Below are 19,903 nucleotides of genomic sequence, written 5' to 3' on the forward strand. Positions count from 1 at the left end.
CGCGACATTTTCGCCAATCCTACCCGATAAGGGCAGCCGACTTATTGCCTAGGCAGATCCGACCAGTTGGACTTCAAGGATGAGACATTATCGAGTAACGTGCCGATCAATCTAGATTAAACGTTTCAGCAAGCGTATTTTCTACGTTTTGGGCGCCTTTGGCCGGTCCTGCCGTGAAACCGCCAAAACTGCCGCTGAAAAGCGCGGCAGAGCGCCTAAGCTGTGAACCATTCAAAACAATACCTGGCGTTGAACTGCGCCAAAAAGGAGATCGCATGCTCGAGCTCACTATAGAGCAGATATCCATGGGCCAGTCGGCCGTGGATAAACCCGCTGCCCTGCAATTGCTGGCCAGTCATCTGGTCGCCGACGGTCTGGTGGCCGACGGTTACCTCGCCGGCCTGCAGGCCCGGGAAGCCCAGGGCTCGACCTTTCTCGGTCAAGGCATCGCCATTCCCCACGGCACTCCAGAAACCCGCGATCAGGTATTCGCCACCGGCGTGCGCCTGATGCAGTTTCCCGATGGTGTCGACTGGGGCGATGGCCAGATCGTTTATCTGGCGATCGGCATCGCGGCGAAATCCGATGAACACCTGCGCCTGCTGCAACTGCTGACCCGCGCCCTCGGCGAGACCGATCTGGGCCAGGCCCTGCGTCGCGCCAGCTCCCCCGAAGCGCTGCTGAAACTGTTGCAAGGCGCGCCGCAGGAACTGGCGCTGGACGCGCAGATGATCGGCCTCGGCGTGTCGGCCGATGATTTCGAAGAACTGGTCTGGCGCGGCGCACGTCTGCTGCGTCAGGCGGAATGTGTGAGCAACGGCTTTGCCGGCGTGTTGCAGCAGGTTGAAGCGCTGCCACTGGGCGACGGCCTGTGGTGGTTGCACAGCGAGCAGACCGTGAAGCGTCCGGGGCTGGCATTCGTCACCCCGGACAAACCGATGCGCTACCTCGGCCAGCCGCTCAGCGGACTGTTCTGCCTGGCGAGTCTGGGCGAAGCGCATCAGGCGCTGCTCGAGCGTTTGTGCGCGTTGCTGATCGAAGGTCGCGGCCACGAACTGGGCCGCGCCACCAGCAGCCGTAAAGTCCTTGAAGTACTTGGCGGCGAACTGCCTGCCGATTGGCCGAGTGCGCGCATCGCCTTGGCCAATGCCCACGGTCTGCACGCACGCCCAGCGAAGATTCTTGCGCAGTTGGCGAAGAGTTTTGACGGCGAAATTCGCGTGCGCATCGTCGACAGCCAGGACAGCGCCGTATCGGTGAAAAGCCTGAGCAAACTGCTCAGCCTCGGCGCCCGGCGCGGTCAGGTGCTGGAGCTGATCGCCGAACCGAGCATCGCCGCCGATGCCTTGCCGGCGTTGCTCGCGGCGATTGAAGAAGGCCTAGGTGAAGAGGTCGAGCCGCTGCCGGCCGTGAGTCAGCAGCGCGAAGTGATCGCCGACATCGCTGAAGTGCTGGTCGCTCCGGCGTCCGGCAGCCTGGTGCAAGCGATTCCCGCCGCACCGGGCATCGCTATTGGCCCGGCGCACATTCAGGTGCTGCAAGCCATCGATTACCCGTTGCGCGGCGAGTCGGCGGCCATCGAGCGCGAGCGCCTCAAGCAAGCGCTGAGCGACGTGCGCCGCGACATTCAGGGCTTGATCGAACGCAGCAAGGCCAAGGCGATCCGCGAGATTTTCATCACTCACCAGGAAATGCTCGACGACCCGGATCTGACCGACGAAGTCGACACCCGCCTCAAGCAAGGCGAGAGCGCCGAAGCGGCGTGGATGGCGGTGATCGAAGCTGCGGCCAAACAGCAGGAATCGCTGCAGGACGCTTTGCTCGCCGAGCGTGCCGCCGATCTGCGCGACATCGGCCGTCGCGTGCTGGCGCAGTTGTGTGGCGTGCAGACCGCGAACGAACCTGAGCAACCGTACATTCTGGTGATGGACGAAGTCGGCCCGTCCGATGTCGCGCGTCTGGACCCTGCGCGAGTGGCGGGGATTCTCACCGCGCGCGGCGGCGCTACCGCGCACAGCGCCATCGTTGCCCGCGCGCTCGGGATTCCGGCGTTGGTCGGTGCGGGTGCGGCGGTGCTGCTGCTCGAACCGGGCACGCCATTGCTGCTCGACGGCCAGCGCGGGCGTCTGCATGTCGACGCCGATGCTGCGACACTCAAGCGTGCCGCCGAAGAACGCGACAGCCGCGAGCAACGCCTGAAGATTGCCGCCGAACAGCGCCATCAACCGGCGCACACCACCGATGGCCACGCCGTTGAAGTGTTCGCCAACATCGGCGAAAGCGCTGGGGTGACCAGCGCGGTGGAGCAGGGCGCCGAAGGCATTGGTCTGCTGCGCACCGAACTGATTTTCATGGCCCACCCGCAGGCGCCGGACGAGGCGACCCAAGAGGCCGAATACCGTCGCGTCCTTGATGGTCTGGCCGGGCGACCGCTGGTGGTACGCACGCTCGACGTCGGCGGCGACAAACCGCTGCCGTATTGGCCGATCGCCAAGGAAGAAAACCCGTTCCTCGGTGTGCGCGGCATTCGCCTGACCCTGCAGCGGCCGCAGATCATGGAAGCGCAACTGCGTGCCTTGCTGCGCTCGGCCGACAACCGTCCGCTGCGGATCATGTTCCCGATGGTCGGCAGCGTCGAAGAGTGGCGCCAGGCCCGCGACATGACCGAGCGTCTGCGTGAGGAAATTCCGGTCGCTGATCTGCAATTGGGGATCATGATCGAGGTGCCGTCGGCCGCGTTGCTCGCGCCAGTGCTGGCCAAGGAAGTCGATTTCTTCAGCGTCGGCACCAACGACCTCACGCAGTACACCCTGGCCATCGACCGTGGTCATCCGACGCTGTCGGCGCAAGCTGACGGCTTGCACCCGGCGGTCCTGCAACTGATCGACATCACCGTGCGCGCCGCCCATGCCCACGGCAAATGGGTGGGCGTCTGCGGCGAACTGGCGGCCGACCCGCTGGCGGTGCCGGTGCTGGTCGGCCTCGGTGTCGACGAACTCAGCGTGTCCGGGCGCAGCATTGCCGAAGTCAAGGCGCGCATCCGTGAACTCAGCCTGACCCAGGCGCAAACCCTTGCTCAACAGGCCCTGGCCGTGGGCAGCGCGAATGAAGTGCGCGCATTAGTGGAGGCCCTGTAATGGCCAAGATTCTCACCCTGACCCTCAACCCGGCACTCGACCTCACCGTCGAGCTGTCACGGCTGGATGCCGGTCAGGTCAATCGCAGCGAGGAAATGCACACCCACGCTGCGGGCAAAGGCGTCAACGTTGCCCAAGTGCTGGCGGACCTCGGCCATCAGGTCACCGTCAGCGGTTTTCTCGGCGAAGACAATCAACAAGCGTTCGAAACCCTGTTCGCCAAGCGTGGTTTTGTCGACGCGTTCATCCGCGTGCCGGGCGAGACGCGCAGCAACATCAAGGTCGCCGAACAGGATGGGCGCATCACCGACATCAATGGCCCGGGGCCGGTGGTCGATGCAACGGCGCAGCAAGCCTTGCTTGATCGCTTGCTGCAGATCGCACCGGGGCACGATGCAGTGGTGGTCGCCGGCAGTCTGCCGCGCGGCGTCACGGCGCAGTGGTTGCGCGAGCTGATTGAAAGGTTGAACGCGCTCGGCTTGAAAGTCGCCCTCGATTCCAGTGGTGAGGCCTTGCGCGCGGCGTTGCAGGCCAGCCCCTGGTTGATCAAACCGAACACCGAAGAACTGGCCCACGCCCTCGGCTGCGAAGTGGTCTCGCCGATCGCCGAAGCACAAGCCGCCGCACGTTTGCACGGGCAAGGCATCGAGCACGTGGTGATTTCCCACGGCGCCGACGGTGTGAACTGGTTCAGTGTCGGCTCGGCTCTGCATGCCTCGCCGCCGAAGGTCAGCGTAGCCAGCACGGTCGGTGCCGGCGATTCCTTGCTGGCCGGCATGCTCCACGGTCTGCTCAGCGCCGACACCCCCGAGCAAACCCTGCGCACCGCCACTGCGATTGCGGCGATGGCGGTGACGCAGATCGGTTTTGGCATCAACGACGCTGCGCAACTGGCGCAGCTCGAACAGGGCGTGCGCGTGCGCCCCCTGACAGAACAATAAGAGGGTTTGTCATGAAGTTAGCCATTGTTACGGCTTGCCCGAACGGCATGGTCACCAGTGTGCTGTGCGCGCGTCTGCTCGATGCAGCGGCGCAGCGTCAGGGCTGGAGCACCAGCGTTGAAGTGGTCGATCCGGCGCACCCGGAACGCGAATTGTCGGCGGCGACCATCGAAGCCGCCGAGTGGGTCTTGCTGGTCACCACTGGCGCGGTGGACATGAGTCGCTTCGTCGGCAAACGCGTGTTCCAGATTGCTCCGGCGCAAGCGCTGCAGGATGTTGAAGCGGTGCTGCGTCGCGGTGCTGAAGAAGCCGAAGTCTACGTGGCGAGTGAAGTCGAACCGGCGATCGATACGCCCCGTGCGCCGCGCATCGTTGCTATCACCGCGTGCCCGACCGGCGTCGCCCACACCTTCATGGCCGCCGAAGCGTTGCAGCAGACTGCCAAGCGCCTGGGCTATGAATTGCAGGTCGAAACCCAAGGCTCGGTCGGCGCGAAAACACCACTCAGCGCAACGGCGATTGCCGAGGCAGACGTAGTGCTGCTGGCGGCAGATATCGACGTCGCCACCGAGCGTTTTGCTGGCAAGAAAATCTATCGCTGCGGCACGGGCGTTGCGCTGAAGCAATCCGAAGCGACTTTGAAAAAAGCCCTGGCTGAAGGCGCTGTAGAAAGCGCCGCAAGCGACGGCAAGGCTCCGGCCAAGTCCGAGAAAACCGGCGTCTACAAGCACCTGCTCACGGGTGTGTCGTACATGCTGCCGATGGTAGTGGCCGGTGGTTTGCTGATTGCGCTGTCCTTCGTGTTCGGCATCACCGCGTACAAGGAAGAGGGCACGCTGGCGGCGGCGCTGATGCAGATCGGCGGTGAAACCGCGTTCAAGCTGATGGTGCCGCTGCTCGCCGGTTACATCGCCTACTCGATCGCCGACCGCCCGGGCCTCGCGCCGGGGATGATCGGCGGCTTGCTCGCAGGCACCTTGGGCGCTGGATTCATCGGCGGGATCATTGCCGGTTTCATCGCCGGTTACGCCGCCAAAGCCATCGCCCGCTATGTGAAATTGCCGCAGAGCCTGGAAGCGCTGAAGCCGATTCTGATCATTCCGCTACTGGCCAGTCTGGTCACCGGCCTGGTGATGATTTACGTGGTCGGCAAACCGGTCGCCGGCATGCTCGCCGCGCTCACGCAGTTCCTCGACAGCATGGGCACCACCAACGCGATTCTGCTGGGTGTGTTGCTCGGCGGCATGATGTGCGTCGACCTCGGCGGGCCGATCAACAAGGCTGCCTATGCGTTTTCGGTAGGGCTGCTGGCCTCGCAGAGTTACGCACCGATGGCCGCGACCATGGCCGCCGGCATGGTGCCGCCGATTGGTCTGGGCATCGCCACCTTCATTGCCCGGCGCAAGTTCGCCCAGACTGAACGCGAGGCCGGCAAAGCGGCTTTCGTGCTGGGCCTGTGCTTTATCTCCGAAGGAGCGATTCCGTTTGCCGCGAAAGACCCGCTGCGGGTGATCCCGGCGAGCATCGCTGGCGGCGCGCTGACCGGTGCCTTGTCGATGTACTTCGGCTGCAAACTGATGGCGCCGCACGGCGGCTTGTTCGTGCTGGCGATCCCCAATGCGATCAACCATGCGCTGCTGTATCTGCTGGCGATTGTTGCGGGGAGCCTGGTCACGGCGGTGGTGTATGCGCTGCTCAAACGGCCTGAGGCTGTCGAGTTGGCGCTGGAACCTGCCAAGGCCTGACCGACAACACCAAATCCCTGTGGGAGCGAGCCTGCTCGCGAAAGCGGAGTGCCAGCTGAAGATGTGGTAACTGGCAGGACGCTTTCGCGAGCGGGCTCGCTCCCACAGGAGTCTGCATTGTCATAGCGGGTTCATACACCCGTGCTTAAGTTTTCCCTTTTGCAGGGAGAACACCATGAGCGATTTCAACCTCGGCCGGCGTCGCGTCATGCAAGCGGTCGGTGCCGGGCTGTTGCTGCCGGGGCTGGCGCCGGCGGTGATTGCCTCGGTCAAGGATCGTCCGCAGCTCACCGACGGCGTGCAGTCCGGCGACCTGCTCGGCGACCGCGCGATGATCTGGAGCCGCAGCGATCGCCCGGCGCGCATGGTGGTGGAGTGGGACACCGGCAGCCTGTTCGGCAACCCGCGCAAATTCGTCTCGCCACTGGCTGATGCGCGCAGCGACTTCACCGCCCGCGTCGAACTCACCGGCCTGCCGGCCAACCAGGCGATTTTCTATCGTGTGCACTTCGAAGATGCCCAGAGCGGCGTCGCCAGCGAACCGTGGTTCGGCCATCTGCGCAGCGTGCCAACGACAAAACGCGACATTCGTTTTGTCTGGAGCGGTGACACCGTCGGCCAGGGCTTCGGGATCAACCCGGACATCGGCGGCATGCGTATCTACGAAGCCATGCGCCTGCGCCTGCCGGACTTCTTTATCCACAGCGGCGACACCATCTACGCCGACGGCCCGGTGCCCGCGCAACTGAACACCGAAAGCGGGCGCATCTGGCGCAACATCACCACAGAAGCCAAGAGCCGAGTCGCGCAGACCCTCGACGATTATCGCGGCAACTATCGCTACAACCTGATGGACGAAAACATCCGCCGCTTCAACGCCGAAGTGCCGCAGATCTGGCAGTGGGACGATCACGAAGTGGTCAACAACTGGTCACCGGGCAAGCAACTGGATGAGCGTTATCAGGAGAAAGATATCCACAAACTGGTCGGCCGCGCGCGGCAGGCGTGGCTCGAATATGCGCCGATGCGTCTGCAAGCGGCGGACGGCGGCGGGCGTATTTATCGCAAGCTCAGTTACGGGCCGATGCTCGACGTGTTTGTGCTGGATATGCGCAGCTATCGCGAAGCCAATGACGACAACCTTGGCGCGGCAAAACCGTTTCTCGGCCGCGAGCAACTGGACTGGCTCAAGCGCGAATTGAAGGCGTCGACGGCGCAGTGGAAAGTCATTGCCGCCGACATGCCCATCGGCCTTGGCGTCCCGGACGGCGAGGTCAGCCCAGGCGTTGCGCGTTGGGAAGCCGTGGCCAACGGCGACCCCGGCCCAGCGCAGGGACGTGAAGTGGAAATCGCCGAACTGCTCGGCTTTCTGCGCGCGCAGCAGGTGCGCAATTTCGTGTTTCTGACGGCCGACGTGCACTACTGCGCGGCGCATCACTACCACCCGGACCGCGCCGCGTTTCAGGATTTCGAACCGTTCTGGGAGTTCGTCGCCGGGCCGTTGAATGCCGGCAGTTTCGGGCCGAATCCACTGGACAAGACGTTTGGGCCAGAGGTGGTGTTCGAGAAAGCACCGCCCGCACAGAACACCTCGCCGTTTGCCGGGTTTCAGTTTTTTGGCGAGGTGAATATCGAAGGGCAGAGCGGCGAGATGAGTGTGGTGTTGCGGGATCTGGATGGGGTGGCGGTGTTTGAGCAGAAATTGCAGCCTGTTTGATCTCTGTAGGAGCTGCCGAAGGCCGCGATCTTTTGACTTTGATTTTTTGAATACAAGATCAACAGATCGCAGCCTTCGGCAGCTCCTACAAAGCAACGGGTTTTTCAGTAAACATCCCGGCGATAGCGGCCCTGTTCGATCAGGCGTTCGACTTCGGCGCGGCCGAGGATATCGTTGAGCGCCTGGTCTACGCCTGAGGCCATCCCGTGAAGGCTGCCGCAGATATAGATAACGGCACCATCAGCCAACCACCTCTTCAGTTCATCCGCCGACTCACGCAAGCGATCCTGCACATAAATCTTTTCAGCCTGATCCCGCGAAAACGCCAGATCCAGCCGCGCCAGATCACCATTCACCAGCCATTCCTCCAGCTCGGCGCGGCAGAGGAAATCGTGTTCGCGGTTGCGCTCGCCGAACAACAGCCAGTGCCGCTGCTGACCGTCGGCAATCCGTGCCTTGAGCAAGCTGCGCAGGCCCGCGAGACCGGTGCCGTTGCCCAGCAGGATCATCGGCACCGGCTCGTTCGGCAGGTGGAAACCACTGTTGCGCCGCACGCGCAGGCTGATGCTGCCGCCCACAGGCGCGTGTTCGGTGAGCCAGCCGGAGCCGATGCCGAGGCTGCCGTCGTTGTGCTGTTCCTGACGCACGATCAGCTCCAGCACGCCGTCAGCGGCAATCGAGGCGATGGAGTATTCGCGCATCGCCAGTGGCACCATCGCGTCGACCAGCGACTGCGCATGCAGGCCGACCAGATGCGCGCGGTGCTCGGGCAGTTGGCGTGAGGCAAGGGCCACTTCCAGTGGTTCGTCGATGCCATTGACCTTGACCGGGGTCTCGCCACGAATGCCGAGGCCGTCGAGGAAATGCTCGATCGCCCACGGGCAATTGCGCGGCAGTACTTCGACCAGATCACCGGCGAGCCAGCTGCGGGTGTCCGGGGCTTTGAGGCCGAGCAGGTAGACCGGCGCGCCGCTGCTGTCGGGGTTCATCAGGTCGCGGCGGACCAGCGTCCAGTTGTCGTAGCTGGGTGCTTGCCAGGTGTCGCTCGGCGCCTGTCCGGTGAGCTGGCCGAGTTGGGTTTGCCAGTGACGCAGCGCGTAAGGATCGCCGCTGTCCACTTCCACCGGGGCGAACAAGGTCTTGCCGCCGTGTTCGCCGAGCCATTGGTGCAGGCGCTTGGCGAAGCCGCAGAAGTGCGCGTACTGCCGATCGCCGAGGCCGAGCACGGCGTAGTTGAGGCTGTCGAGTGTCGAGGCTTTGGCCAGCACTTTGCGCTCGAAACCACGGGCGCTATCCGGTGCTTCGCCGTCGCCGAAGGTGCTGACCACGAACAGGGCATTGTGCGAATCACGCAGGTCCTGTTCGCTGAGATTGGCCAGCGGCTGCACATTGACCGGTAGCCCGGCGGCCTGCAATTGGCCAGCCGTCTGCCACGCCAGCTGTTCGGCGAAACCGCTCTGGCTGGCGAAACCGATCAGCCACGCCGAAGCATCGGCGGACGGTTGCGCGAGACCTTGGCGGGCATCCTTGATCTGCTTTTTCTTGCGCCGGCGATCCAGATATAGCAGCCAGCCAGTGATGAAAAACAGCGGCATGCACACCGCCGCAATCGTCACGATAATGCGCCCGACGAGGCCGAAATAACTGCCGACGTGCAGCGCATAAATGCTGGTCAGCAGTTGTGCCTTGAAGCTTTTGTCGGCATAGCGGTCGACGCGTTTGACCACGCCGGTGGCCGGGTCGAGGGTGATCTGGTTCAGCGCGCGGTCATGCGGTGAGCTGTCGAGCAGGTAGAACACCGTCGCTGGCTGGCCGGCCACCGCCGGCATGCGGATGTTGTACGCGGCCAGGCCCGGGCCGGCGGCGCTGTAGATGCTGCTCCACATCGCCGCGTAGTCGGCGGTCGGTGCCGGACCTTCCGGCGCCGGGCCGCGACCACCGCGTACGCGTTCATTTTGCGGCGCGTCGGAAAGCAGTCGGGTCAGGCCCTTGTTGTACCACTCGTATGACCATGACAAGCCGGTCAACGCCAGCAGCAGATAGACCAAAAGGCACCAGGTGCCGGCCACCGAGTGCAGATCCCAATTGAACGCGCGGCCCTTTTTCTTCCAGTCCAGGGTCAACCACACGCGCCAACTGTTCCACTGACGCGGCCAACGCAGATAGAGGCCAGAGAAACAGAAGAACAACAACATTAAGGTGCAGGCGCCGGTGATATTGCGCCCGGTGTCACCCATGGCGAGAAAACGGTGCAGTTGCAGCATCAGGCCGAAGAAGTCCTGGCCGGTGGCATCGCCCTTGAACTCGGCGGTGTACGGGTCGAAGTAGCGCATTTCGCCACGTCGTTCGCCCTTGGGCGGGGTGAAGAACACCCGTGCGGCGTGACCGCTGTCGGTCTCGACCCAGAGCATCGAGACTTTCTTGCCGGACGCGGCTTCGATGCGCTCCACCAGTTCCACTGGCGGCAGCACGCCGGCGACCTGTTTTTCCACCTGCAGAACGGACGGATTCAGCGCGCGCAGGATCTCGTCCTGAAACGAATAGGCCGCGCCGGTGATGCCCATCAGGGCCAGCACCAGCCCTGCGGTGATGCCAAAAAACCAGTGCAACTGGAACAGGGTTTTCTTCAACACGTCACTCGCCGTCCGTTCGGAAATTGTCATCACGGCGCGCATTATGCCGTGGGTTATCAAGAAGCGTTTTGCGTTACACACAAAAGCCCCGTTCAACTGAATGAACGGGGCCGAGCCTCGCGGCGCATTCCCTGTGGGAGCGAGCCTGCTCGCGAAAGCGGTGTGTCAGTCAGCATCGATGTTGCTGAAAGATTGCCTTCGCGAGCAGGCTCGCTCCCACAGGTTTTCACATCGGTCAAAAGTGGAAGTTGGTGCTCAACAGCGCCGTGCGTCCCGCCGCCTGATTGGCGAAGTGGGTCGAGAAGGCTTTGTCGTAATAGGTTTCGTCGGTCAGGTTCTGCACGTTGAGTTGCAGGTCGACGTTCTTGGTCAGCTTGTAGGCCGCCATCGCGTCGTAACGCACGTACGAATCGACCATCGTTGTGTTGGCAACACTGCCGTAGACGTCGTCGACGTAGAACGCGCCACCACCGATCGTCAGCTTCGGCGTGACCTGATACGTGGTCCACAGGCTGGCGCTGTTTTTCGGTGTGTTCGGCAGATCGTTGCCGTCGTTGGCGCGACCCAGCGGACCACCGTCGACCTGTTCGCTGTCCATGAAGGCGTAACCGGCGAACACCTGCCACTTGTCGGTGATCTTGCCGCTGGCCGACAGTTCGAAGCCTTGCACGCGGGTCTTGCCGGCGTTCTCGTAGGAACTGGTGTCGACCTGCACGCGAGCGTTTTCCTTCTCGGTGCGGAAGATGTCGGCGGTCAGCGACAGGCGATCGTTGAGCAGATCCCACTTGGTGCCGATTTCGTAATTCTTGGTGGTTTCCGGCTCCATGTCGCTGCTCAGCAGGTTGCCGCTGCGATCCGGTGTGCCGCCCAGCGGGTTGCCTTCCTGGCCTTCGCCCAGGGTGTTGCCCGGCGGCGTCGCCGAGGTTGCATAAGAGGCGTAGATGCTGCCGTTTTCCGCCGGCTTGTAGACCACGCCGAACTGGCCGGTGACGAATTCGCTGGTGTCATCGCCCTTGGAGGTGGTGCGGCCTGCGGCGTTGTAGGTTTTGTAGTCGGTGTCGAAGTGGTCGTAGCGCAGGCCCATGTTCACCAGCCACTGCTCGGACAACTCCAGCGTGTCGAACACGTACAGCGCGTAGGTGTCGGCCTGGGTGTCGGTGCCGGCGTAGTTGCGCGAGATTGCGCCGTTCCACGGATCGTTCGGATTCGGGTTCGACAGTGAGGTGCAGTTATAACCGCTGGCCGCGCCGATCAGGCCCGGGTTGCAGTTGGTGGTGACGGCGCTGGTGCGCGGCGTAGTGTCGGTGTTGACGTTATACGAGGATTTCTCGCTCTGCTCACGGGTGTATTCGACACCAGTGGAGAAGCTGTTCTTGAACCCGGCCACGTAGAAGGTGCCGAACAGGTCGGTCTGGTTGGTGGTGGTTTCGGTGTTGCTCACCCGCGTGTTGGCTCGACGCCAGACGCTGCCGTTGTTGACGTTGCCCTTGCTGTCGTCCGGCTGGGTGAGGATGTAATCCTGCATGCTGGTGCCGTGGCGCAGGGTGTTCTTGATGGTCAGCGCATCATTGAGGTCATGCTCGATGGCGAAGGTCGCGGTGTCGGTGCGGCCCTTGCGGAAGTCACGATCCAGACCATAGAAATTGTCGTGATCGCCACCGGCATACGGCTTGTCCGGATTGGACTTGGTGCGCGCGGCCGAACCACCGGTGGGAATGGTGTACGGGATGCCCGAGTCCGGGGTGTCGTTGCTTTCCAGGTGGTAGTAGTCGAGGTTGACGCGGGTATCGGTGCCCAGGCCGAAGGCCAGCGACGGTGCGATGCCCCAACGGTCGTAATCGACCTTGTCGCGACCGGCGACGTTGCTCTCGTGACTCATCAGGTTGAGACGGCCGGCAGCGCTGTCGCTGAACTGGTAGTTGCCGTCGAGGGTGTAGCGCTGGGTCTGGTCGGAGCCGTAGGTGAAGCCGCCGTCGAACGAATTGCCCAGATGGGCTTTCTTGCTCACCAGATTGATGCTGCCGCCGGCGGCGCCACGACCGCCGATCGCCGAGTTCGGGCCTTTGCTGACTTCGATGTTTTCAACGGCGAAGATTTCGCGGCTCTGCGAACCGGTGTCGCGCACGCCGTCCAGATAGGTGTCGCCCTGGGCGTCGAAGCCGCGAATGAACGGACGATCGCCCTGCGGGTTGCCGCCTTCACCGGCGCCGAAGGTGATGCCCGGCACAGTACGCAAGGCGTCCTGCATGTTCAGCGCGCCGGTGTCCTTGAGCACTTGTTGCGGGATGACGGTGACCGAGCGCGGCGTGTCGACCAGCGGCGCGGTGTACTTGGGCGAGGAGGCTTTTTCGACCTGATAGGAAGTCGAGTCCTGGGCTTCGCCGGTGATGGCGGTGGCGTCCAGGGCGATGGCGTTGCCGGACGCTTTGCTGTCGGTTTTTTCCGCCGCGAAGACCATCTGCCCAGCGGAGCCGGCGGTGATTGCGACACCGATTGCCGAGGCGAGCAGACGTGGTGAACTGACCGGTAATTGTGCGTGTTGACGTGCCATTTTTATTCCCCTCCCCAAGGATTTGAGGCGGCGGAATATAGGGTAAACAGGTATTCGTATCAATTGCGAAACATTGTTATTCGCATTGAATTTACATTCTTTACAATTTGCCCTTACGGTTTCTGCCCGTTCATTCGTCTTACGGGTTTTACACGGTCAATAAGAATCAATACCATTGCCGCCTTCTTGCCATCAGGTGACATCGCCATGCTGCTGCACATTCCCGGGCTGTTCGCAAAAGACGAAGTGCAGCGCATCCGCCAAGCCCTGGAGCAGGCGGATTGGGCCGACGGCAAGATCACCGCCGGCTTCCAGTCGGCCAAGGCCAAGCACAATCTGCAACTGCCCGAAGGCCATCCGCTGGCCAAGGAAATCGGCGCGGCGATGCTCGAGCGGCTGTGGAAGAATCCGCTGTTCATGTCTGCTGCATTGCCGCACAAGGTCTTCCCACCGTTGGTGAACTGTTACACGGCCGGCGGCAGTTTCGATTTTCACATCGACAACGCCGTGCGCCAGCCCAAGGGCAGCATCGAGCGGGTGCGCACCGATTTGTCGGCGACGCTGTTTTTCAGCGAGCCGGAAGATTACGACGGCGGCGAACTGGAGATTCAGGACACCTACGGCACCCAGCGAGTGAAGCTGCCGGCTGGCGACATGGTGTTGTATCCGGGCACCAGTTTGCACAAGGTCAACGCGGTCACCCGTGGCGCGCGTTATGCGTCATTTTTCTGGACACAGAGCCTGGTGCGCGAAGACAGTCAGCGCGCCTTGCTGTTCGAAATGGACGGGGCGATTCAGCAACTGACGCACGATGTTCCCGATCACCCTTCGCTGATCCGCCTCACCGGCACTTATCACAACTTGCTGCGGCGTTGGGTCGAGGTATGAGTTTCCAGTTGCGTCGCGAGGAAGCCCTGGACGGTGAACAGTTGCGCGCAATGCTCGCCGAAAGTCCTGCCCGCGCTGCGCAGGCGATCTTGCTCGCGGCGGGCGAGGGCGAGGTTGAAGCGCAGGCGCTGCTGGGGCAGATCCTGCTGGACGGGCAGGGCATCGCGCAGGATCAACCGCTTGCGCTGCGCTGGTTCGCTATTGCCGCCGGGCGCGGGCATCTGATGGCGCGCAACATGCTCGGGCGTTGTCATGAGCATGGTTGGGGTTGTGCGGCGGATGCCTCGGTGGCGGCGCAGCATTATCGGATCGCCGCCGAGGCGGGGCTGGACTGGGCGATGTACAACCTCGCCAACCTGCTGGCGACCGGGCGCGGGGTGACGGTTGATCATCAGCAGGCGCTGGCGCTGTATCGGCGCGCGGCTGAGTTGGGCCATGCGAAATCGATGAACCTGCTTGGGCGTTATCTGGAGGAAGGGCAGGTGTGTCCGGCGGATCCGCTGGCGGCGCGTGACTGGTATCGGCGTTCTGCCGAGGCAGGGGATTTTCGTGGGCAGTTCAGTTATGCGGCGGTGTTGGCGGGTGAAGGGCGGATCGATGATGCAGTCATATGGCTTGAGAAGGCCTTGGCCGCCGGCAATCTGAATTTCCTGCGGGTAGCGAGCCAGACGCTGGCGAGCGCTACGGATCCCAGAATCCAGGCCATGGCCAATCAATATTCCCAACGCTACGCGCAATCCCTGTAGGAGCTGCCGCAGGCTGCGATCTTTTGCCTTTGATTTTTTAAAAGCCAGATCAAAAGATCGCAGCCTGCGGCAGCTCCTACATGGGATTTGCGGACACAAAAAAGCCCATGACACGTCATGGGCTTTTCTCTTGCAGCTGCTCCTTAAACGTAAAACGACTTCAGCGGCGGGAAGCCATTGAACTCGACCGCGCTGTAGCTGGTGGTGTACGCACCGGTCGACAACCAGTACAGACGATCACCAATTGCCAGGTTCAGCGGCAAGCCATACTTGTAGTTCTCGTACATGATGTCGGCGCTGTCGCAGGTCGGGCCGGCGATCACGACTTCTTCCATCTCGCCTTTCTTCTCGGTCCAGATCGGGAACTTGATCGCTTCGTCCATGGTTTCGATCAGGCCGGAGAACTTGCCCACATCGGTATACACCCAACGCTCGACGGCAGTGCGCGACTTGCGTGCAACCAGTACCACTTCGCTGACCAGAATACCGGCGTTGGCAATCAGCGAACGGCCCGGCTCGAGGATGATTTCCGGCAGGTCATCACCGAAGTCTTCTTTCAGGAAGCGAATGATTTCTTCGGCGTAGGTTTCCAGGCTGTTGGTGCGGGTGATGTAGTTGGCCGGGAAGCCGCCGCCCATGTTGATCAGCTTGAGGTGGATGCCGTCTTCTTCTTTCAGGCGTTCGAAGATCACTTTGACCTTGGCGATCGCCGCGTCCCAGACGCTGATGTCGCGCTGTTGCGAACCGACGTGGAACGAAATGCCGTATGGCACCAGACCGAGGTCGCGGGCGAGGATCAGCAGGTCCATGGCCATGTCGGTCTGGCAGCCGAACTTGCGCGACAGCGGCCAGTCAGCGGTGGTCGAGCCTTCAGTTAGGATGCGCACATAGACTTTCGAGCCCGGTGCAGCCTTGGCGATGTTGCGCAGGTCGGCCTCGGAGTCGGTGGAGAACAGACGCACGCCCTTGTCGTAGAAGTAGCGAATGTCCTTGGATTTCTTGATGGTGTTGCCGTAGCTGATACGGTCGGCGCTGACGCCGCGATCCATCACCTTGTCCAGCTCGTAGATCGAGGCGATGTCGAAGCTCGAACCTTTTTCTTTGAGCAGGTCGATGATCTCGACGGCCGGGTTGGCCTTGACCGCGTAGTAGACCTTGGCGAATTCGAAACCGGCGCGCAGGTCATCGTAGGCCTGGGCGATCATCGCGGTGTCGATCACCACGAACGGGGTTTCCTGTTTGTCGGCGAACGCCTTCATTTTGTCGAATGTAGCGCGCGCGAAATAGTCTTCGACCTGGATCGACATGCTGGGAACTCCTGCTGGCAAACTAAGTTAATCAATGGGTGCATGAACGCCCTCCGTATCCCCACTTTGGTTCGCCTACTTCCCAAGGCATGTCGCCGAAAGCAAAAAGGCCCAGAGATGTGCAGCTATCCCTTGGCCTTGCTGTCTCGTCGTCAGTACTTGAGCCGGATGGATCGTTTCCAGCATGGACGTTCGGCGCGAACTTTAGGGCGTGAGGGGCGCGAGATCAACTAAAAATGTCGCGTTTTTGCACGCTTCTGACGTGCGTCGCGTTCATCACTCCTTCTACCCGACCGAGATGACGGGGAGATGTTCCCGGCGAATTTTCGAGTGTTAAACATATCTGCACGTTCGTGGCTTTTGTCAGCTAGATCGCAGGTAAGTGTGATGGCGACAACATCGGCGACGTTAGCGGCGAGAGAGGGTTTTGAAGGGGGATTTGGACCTCGAAGAAGCTGAATTGACGACGCGCTTGCAGGAGAGGCTGTTGAGATTCTTTGTCACCTTGTGAAGATCAACAAAATTACGTAGATCCTGTGGGAGCGAGCCTGCTCGCGAAGGCATTTTCACAGCCGCCATTTAGCGTCGACTGATATTACGCTTCGCGAGCAGGCTCGCTCCCACAGGGATCGGGTTTCAACCACGCGGACGGATTATGCGACCACCGTCTCAGCCGGCGAGACGATACTGGTCTTCATCCCCCGCGAACGACCCGAGCTCAGGTACGCCGCGATCGATTCCTGCGTTACCTCACCGAGAAACACTCGTTCGGCATCCATCACCGGCAGCCAGGCGCGGTTGAACTCGTACATGCGTGACAACAGGATGCGCAGGTGCTCGTCATACGCTGCGGTGGCGTTGAACTCACGAAGGAATTGCGCGCAGGTGCCGGTCTGGCGATGCAGGTCGCGACGGCGCACGTAACCCAGTGCCTTGTTCTCGGCGCAAGTCACCACGACATAACGGCGGTCGTGCTCGTCCATCAATTCCAGCGCATCGGCCACCGGGGTTTCCGGGCTGACCGACGGCGCGTTGTCCGCCGCGTCTTCTGCCTTCACCAACAACAGGCGCTTGAGGGTGCTGTCCTGGCCGACGAAGTTGCTCACAAAGTCGTCTGCAGGGTGTGCGAGCAGCGTGTCCGGGTGATCGATCTGCAGCAGTTTGCCGGCGCGGAAAATGGCGATCTTGTCGCCGAGTTTGATCGCTTCGTCGATGTCGTGGCTGACCATGATCACGGTCTTGTTCAGCGCGCGTTGCATCTCGAAGAACTCGTTCTGGATCATCTCGCGGTTGATCGGATCGACCGCGCCGAATGGCTCGTCCATCAACAGCAGCGGCGCATCAGCGGCCAAGGCGCGGATCACGCCGATACGCTGTTGCTGGCCACCGGACAATTCACGCGGATACCGATGCAGATACTGCTTGGGCTCGAGCTTGATCATGCTCATCAGTTCGCGGGCGCGGTCGTGGCATTTCTGTTTGTCCCAGCCGAGCAGTTTCGGTACGACGACGATGTTCTCTTCGATGGTCATGTTCGGGAACAGACCGATCTGCTGGATCACGTAGCCGATGTTGCGGCGCAGGGTCACTTCGTCGAGATCGGTGGTGTCTTCGCCGTTGATGAGGATCTTGCCCGAGGTCGGTTTGATCAGGCGGTTGATCATTTTCAGCGTGGTGCTTTTGCCGCAACCCGATGGCCCGAGGAACACGCAGATCTCGCCTTCATTGACGGTCAGGCTCACCGAGTCCACGGCTTTGACGTCTTTGCCGTTGCTTTGGAAACTTTTGCTGAGGTTTTGAAGTTCGATCATTTGAGGAGTCCTTTTGGAGTCAGCGAGCGTTGCAGCCACTGCAAAACGAGGTCGGCGAAAATCGCCAGAAGACTGACCAGCAGCGCGCCGACGATCAGCATCGACATGTCACTGCGGCTGATGGAGGCGAGGATCAACACACCGAGGCCGCCAGCACCGATGGTCGCGGCGATGGTCATCACGCCGATGTTCATCACCACGGCGGTGCGTACGCCGGCGAGGATCACCGGTACCGCAATCGGCAACTCGACCATGCGCAGGCGCTGGCCGAAGGTCATGCCGATGCCGCGCGCGGCTTCACGGATGCCCGGCTCGACACCGGTGAGGGCGAGGTAGGTGTTGCGCATGATCGGCAGCAACGAGTAGAGGAACACGGCGGTGATCGCTGGCAGTGGCCCCAGGCCTTGGCCGAACTTGGAGTAGAACGGCAGCAGCAGGCCGAACAGGGCAATCGACGGCACGGTCAGCAGCACCGTGGCGCTGGCTTGTAATGGGCCAGCGAGGGTGGGGAAGCGCGTCATCAGGATGCCCAGCGGCACGCCGATGACGATCGCCAGGGTCACGGCGATGCCGACCAGAGTGATGTGCTGCCAGGTCAGGTGCATCACCTGCTGCCAGTCGAGATGGGAAAAGGCGTTCAGAAATTCCATGACTTCTCCTCTCTTAATTCAGTGGGTGCTGGCGCAGGAAATCGGCGGCAACGGACGATGGGCTTTCGTGGTCGACGTCGACCCGCGCGTTGAGCTGGCGCATGGTTTCATCGTCGAACAGTTCGGCCAGCGGCTTGAGTTGTTCGGCCAGTTTCGGGTTGGCGTCCAGCGTGGCCTGACGCACCACGGGAGCGGCGGTGTAGTCGGGGAAGTAATGCTTGTCGTCTTCCAGCAATTTCAGGCCGAAGGCATTGAGCCGGCCGTCGGTGGTGTAGACCAGACCGGCAAACACCTGACCGTTACGCAGTGCGGTGTAGACCAGGCCGGCATCCATCTGCCGGATGTTCTTGCGGGTCAGGTTCATGTCGTAGAGCTTGACCATGCCGTTGAGACCGTCGGAGCGGTTGGCGAACTCGGTGTCCAGCGCCACCAGATGATTGGTCTTGGCCTCGGCGCGCAGCACTTCGTTGAGCTGGCTGATATTGCCGATCTGCGGGTATTGCTCGGCGACCTTTTTCGGCAGGGCGAGGGCGTAGGTGTTGCTGAACTTCGACGGCGTCAGCCAGACCAGGCCTTTTTTCGCGTCGAGCTCTTTGACCCGTGCGTAGGACTGCGCGCTGTCGAGTTTCTCGGTGACATGGTTATAGGCCACCAGCGACACGCCGGTGTATTCCCAGAGCAGGTCCAACTGGCCACTTTCGTGGGCGCTGCGGGCCAGGTTGCTGCCTAGACCACCGGTGATCTGCGCGTCGTAGCCTTTGCTGCGCAGGTATTGCGCGGTGATTTCCGCGAGCAGAGTCTGCTCGGTAAATACTCGTGCGCCGAGGCGGATAACCGGTTTTTCGGCGGCTTGGGCGACGCCTGCGAACAGCAGGATACAGCCCAGAATCAAGCTCAATCGTTTCATAGGTATTCCTTCGCAAAGCCTTAAGACGGGCGCAAACCGCGTTCCAGCCAGAGACGGCTGGCGAGGGTGACCACGCCATCGAGCAGCAGCGCCAACAGCGCGGTGCACGCGGCGCCGAGCAGCAGTTGCGGCTGATTGTTCAGGGCGATGCCGGGGAAGATCAGGCTGCCGAGGCTGTTGGCGCCGATCAGGAACGCCAGCGGCGCGGTGCCGACGTTGATGGCCAGGGCGACACGCACGCCACCGACGATGATTGGCACGGCGTTCGGCAATTCGACTTTCCACAACACTTGGCGCGGCGTCATGCCGATGCCGACAGCGGCTTCCTTCAGCGAGCCCTGCACATTTTTCAGGCCTTCATAGGTGTTGCGCACAATCGGCAACAGCGAGGCGAGGAACAGCGCGAAGATCGCCGGGCCACTGCCGATGCCGAGGATGCCCAGCGCAATCGCGAGCACGGCCAGCGGTGGCACGGTGTTGCCGATATTGAAAATCTGCATGAAGCGTTCGGCGCGGCCGACCATGCTCGGGCGGCTGAGGAAGATACCGGCGGGGATGCCCACGACAAGGGCGGCCAGCATGGAAGCGAGGACGAGAATCAGATGAGCTTGCAAGTAAAACAACAAATCGTCACGGTAGTGTTCGATCGTGTTGATGCCGATCCAGTGGACCAGCAGGGCCAGGAGTGCGATCACCACCGCACCTCCCATCAGCCCTTTGCCATAGCGGATAGCCACAGGCGGACTCCTTTTTTTGTAGTCGGCGAGCGCTGCTCCGCGTGGCAAGCCATTCCTGGCTGCCGGAGTCAGCGTTCGCGAAAAGTAGCCGTTTTCCAGCACCGGCCAAGCGGTGCGAAAGCGAGCCATGAGC

Annotated in this window: 13 protein-coding genes; 6 read left to right on the plus strand and 7 right to left on the minus strand. The window is 61.9% G+C overall.

Annotation, left to right across the window (positions count from 1 at the left end; all coding sequences use genetic code 11):
- The first annotated feature begins 275 nt into the window (after positions 1-275).
- From ptsP to AB4N53_RS23795, 4 genes are all read left to right on the plus strand, one after another.
- On the plus strand, positions 276-3,137 hold the full coding sequence (gene ptsP, locus AB4N53_RS23780; RefSeq protein WP_460123907.1) for a phosphoenolpyruvate--protein phosphotransferase: 2,862 nt from the start codon (positions 276-278) through the stop codon (positions 3,135-3,137).
- Complete coding sequence (gene pfkB / locus AB4N53_RS23785; RefSeq protein ID WP_460123910.1) at positions 3,137-4,078, plus strand: 1-phosphofructokinase; 942 nt, start codon at positions 3,137-3,139, stop codon at positions 4,076-4,078. Before ptsP ends, pfkB begins: the two co-directional genes overlap by 1 nt.
- An 11-nt stretch (positions 4,079-4,089) precedes the next feature.
- Positions 4,090-5,823: a PTS fructose-like transporter subunit IIB gene (locus AB4N53_RS23790; RefSeq protein ID WP_460123913.1), complete on the plus strand. Its 1,734-nt coding sequence runs from the start codon at positions 4,090-4,092 to the stop codon at positions 5,821-5,823.
- Positions 5,824-5,998: 175 nt separating this feature from the next.
- Entirely contained in the window at positions 5,999-7,540 is a 1,542-nt protein-coding gene (locus AB4N53_RS23795; RefSeq protein ID WP_460123917.1) for an alkaline phosphatase D family protein, read from the plus strand.
- Between the two features lie 104 nt (positions 7,541-7,644).
- Here AB4N53_RS23795 and AB4N53_RS23800 read toward each other — a convergent pair whose 3' ends face one another.
- Together AB4N53_RS23800 and AB4N53_RS23805 are read right to left on the minus strand one after the other, a co-directional pair.
- Positions 7,645-10,173 (minus strand): PepSY domain-containing protein, encoded by a 2,529-nt coding sequence (locus AB4N53_RS23800; protein WP_460125244.1) that lies wholly within the window; start codon positions 10,171-10,173, stop codon positions 7,645-7,647.
- A 235-nt stretch (positions 10,174-10,408) separates the two neighbouring features.
- Entirely contained in the window at positions 10,409-12,724 is a 2,316-nt protein-coding gene (locus AB4N53_RS23805) for a TonB-dependent receptor (RefSeq protein ID WP_460123920.1), read from the minus strand.
- 207 nt (positions 12,725-12,931) lie between these two features.
- On the opposite strand from AB4N53_RS23805, the gene AB4N53_RS23810 reads away from it, so the two are divergent.
- Both AB4N53_RS23810 and AB4N53_RS23815 read left to right on the plus strand, forming a co-directional pair.
- A complete protein-coding gene (locus AB4N53_RS23810) occupies positions 12,932-13,612 on the plus strand; it encodes a Fe2+-dependent dioxygenase (RefSeq protein ID WP_460123923.1) in 681 nt (226 codons plus the stop codon).
- Positions 13,609-14,358, plus strand: a complete 750-nt coding sequence (locus AB4N53_RS23815) for a tetratricopeptide repeat protein (protein ID WP_460123926.1) — start codon at positions 13,609-13,611, stop codon at positions 14,356-14,358. The genes AB4N53_RS23810 and AB4N53_RS23815 overlap by 4 nt, the downstream gene beginning before the upstream one ends.
- 143 nt (positions 14,359-14,501) lie before the next feature.
- Here AB4N53_RS23815 and AB4N53_RS23820 read toward each other — a convergent pair whose 3' ends face one another.
- The 5 genes from AB4N53_RS23820 to AB4N53_RS23840 form a co-directional block, all read right to left on the minus strand.
- Positions 14,502-15,665, minus strand: a complete 1,164-nt coding sequence (locus tag AB4N53_RS23820) for a type III PLP-dependent enzyme (protein WP_460123929.1) — start codon at positions 15,663-15,665, stop codon at positions 14,502-14,504.
- Positions 15,666-16,318: 653 nt separating this feature from the next.
- Positions 16,319-17,476, minus strand: coding sequence for an osmoprotectant ABC transporter ATP-binding protein OsmV (locus AB4N53_RS23825; protein WP_460123932.1), 1,158 nt, complete (start codon positions 17,474-17,476; stop codon positions 16,319-16,321).
- Positions 17,473-18,126 (minus strand): ABC transporter permease, encoded by a 654-nt coding sequence (locus tag AB4N53_RS23830; protein ID WP_024011588.1) that lies wholly within the window; start codon positions 18,124-18,126, stop codon positions 17,473-17,475. Before AB4N53_RS23830 ends, AB4N53_RS23825 begins: the two co-directional genes overlap by 4 nt.
- Before the next feature lie 13 nt (positions 18,127-18,139).
- Positions 18,140-19,033 (minus strand): glycine betaine ABC transporter substrate-binding protein, encoded by an 894-nt coding sequence (locus AB4N53_RS23835; protein ID WP_460123936.1) that lies wholly within the window; start codon positions 19,031-19,033, stop codon positions 18,140-18,142.
- 20 nt (positions 19,034-19,053) lie between these two features.
- A complete protein-coding gene (locus tag AB4N53_RS23840) occupies positions 19,054-19,743 on the minus strand; it encodes an ABC transporter permease (RefSeq protein WP_166554532.1) in 690 nt (229 codons plus the stop codon).
- Positions 19,744-19,903: the final 160 nt, after the last annotated feature.

The organism is Pseudomonas sp. H3_E04, assembly GCF_054668915.1.

What these genes read in the sequence shown, in the direction of transcription:
- AB4N53_RS23840 (WP_166554532.1), bottom strand. Translation starts at nt 19,743, where the DNA reads ATGGGAGGTGCGGTGGTGATCGCACTCCTGGCCCTGCTGGTCCACTGG.
- AB4N53_RS23790 (WP_460123913.1), top strand. Translation starts at nt 4,090, where the DNA reads ATGAAGTTAGCCATTGTTACGGCTTGCCCGAACGGCATGGTCACCAGT.
- AB4N53_RS23805 (WP_460123920.1), bottom strand. Translation starts at nt 12,724, where the DNA reads ATGGCACGTCAACACGCACAATTACCGGTCAGTTCACCACGTCTGCTC.
- AB4N53_RS23820 (WP_460123929.1), bottom strand. Translation starts at nt 15,665, where the DNA reads ATGTCGATCCAGGTCGAAGACTATTTCGCGCGCGCTACATTCGACAAA.
- AB4N53_RS23825 (WP_460123932.1), bottom strand. Translation starts at nt 17,476, where the DNA reads ATGATCGAACTTCAAAACCTCAGCAAAAGTTTCCAAAGCAACGGCAAA.
- pfkB (WP_460123910.1), top strand. Translation starts at nt 3,137, where the DNA reads ATGGCCAAGATTCTCACCCTGACCCTCAACCCGGCACTCGACCTCACC.
- AB4N53_RS23815 (WP_460123926.1), top strand. Translation starts at nt 13,609, where the DNA reads ATGAGTTTCCAGTTGCGTCGCGAGGAAGCCCTGGACGGTGAACAGTTG.
- AB4N53_RS23835 (WP_460123936.1), bottom strand. Translation starts at nt 19,033, where the DNA reads ATGAAACGATTGAGCTTGATTCTGGGCTGTATCCTGCTGTTCGCAGGC.
- AB4N53_RS23830 (WP_024011588.1), bottom strand. Translation starts at nt 18,126, where the DNA reads ATGGAATTTCTGAACGCCTTTTCCCATCTCGACTGGCAGCAGGTGATG.
- ptsP (WP_460123907.1), top strand. Translation starts at nt 276, where the DNA reads ATGCTCGAGCTCACTATAGAGCAGATATCCATGGGCCAGTCGGCCGTG.
- AB4N53_RS23795 (WP_460123917.1), top strand. Translation starts at nt 5,999, where the DNA reads ATGAGCGATTTCAACCTCGGCCGGCGTCGCGTCATGCAAGCGGTCGGT.
- AB4N53_RS23810 (WP_460123923.1), top strand. Translation starts at nt 12,932, where the DNA reads ATGCTGCTGCACATTCCCGGGCTGTTCGCAAAAGACGAAGTGCAGCGC.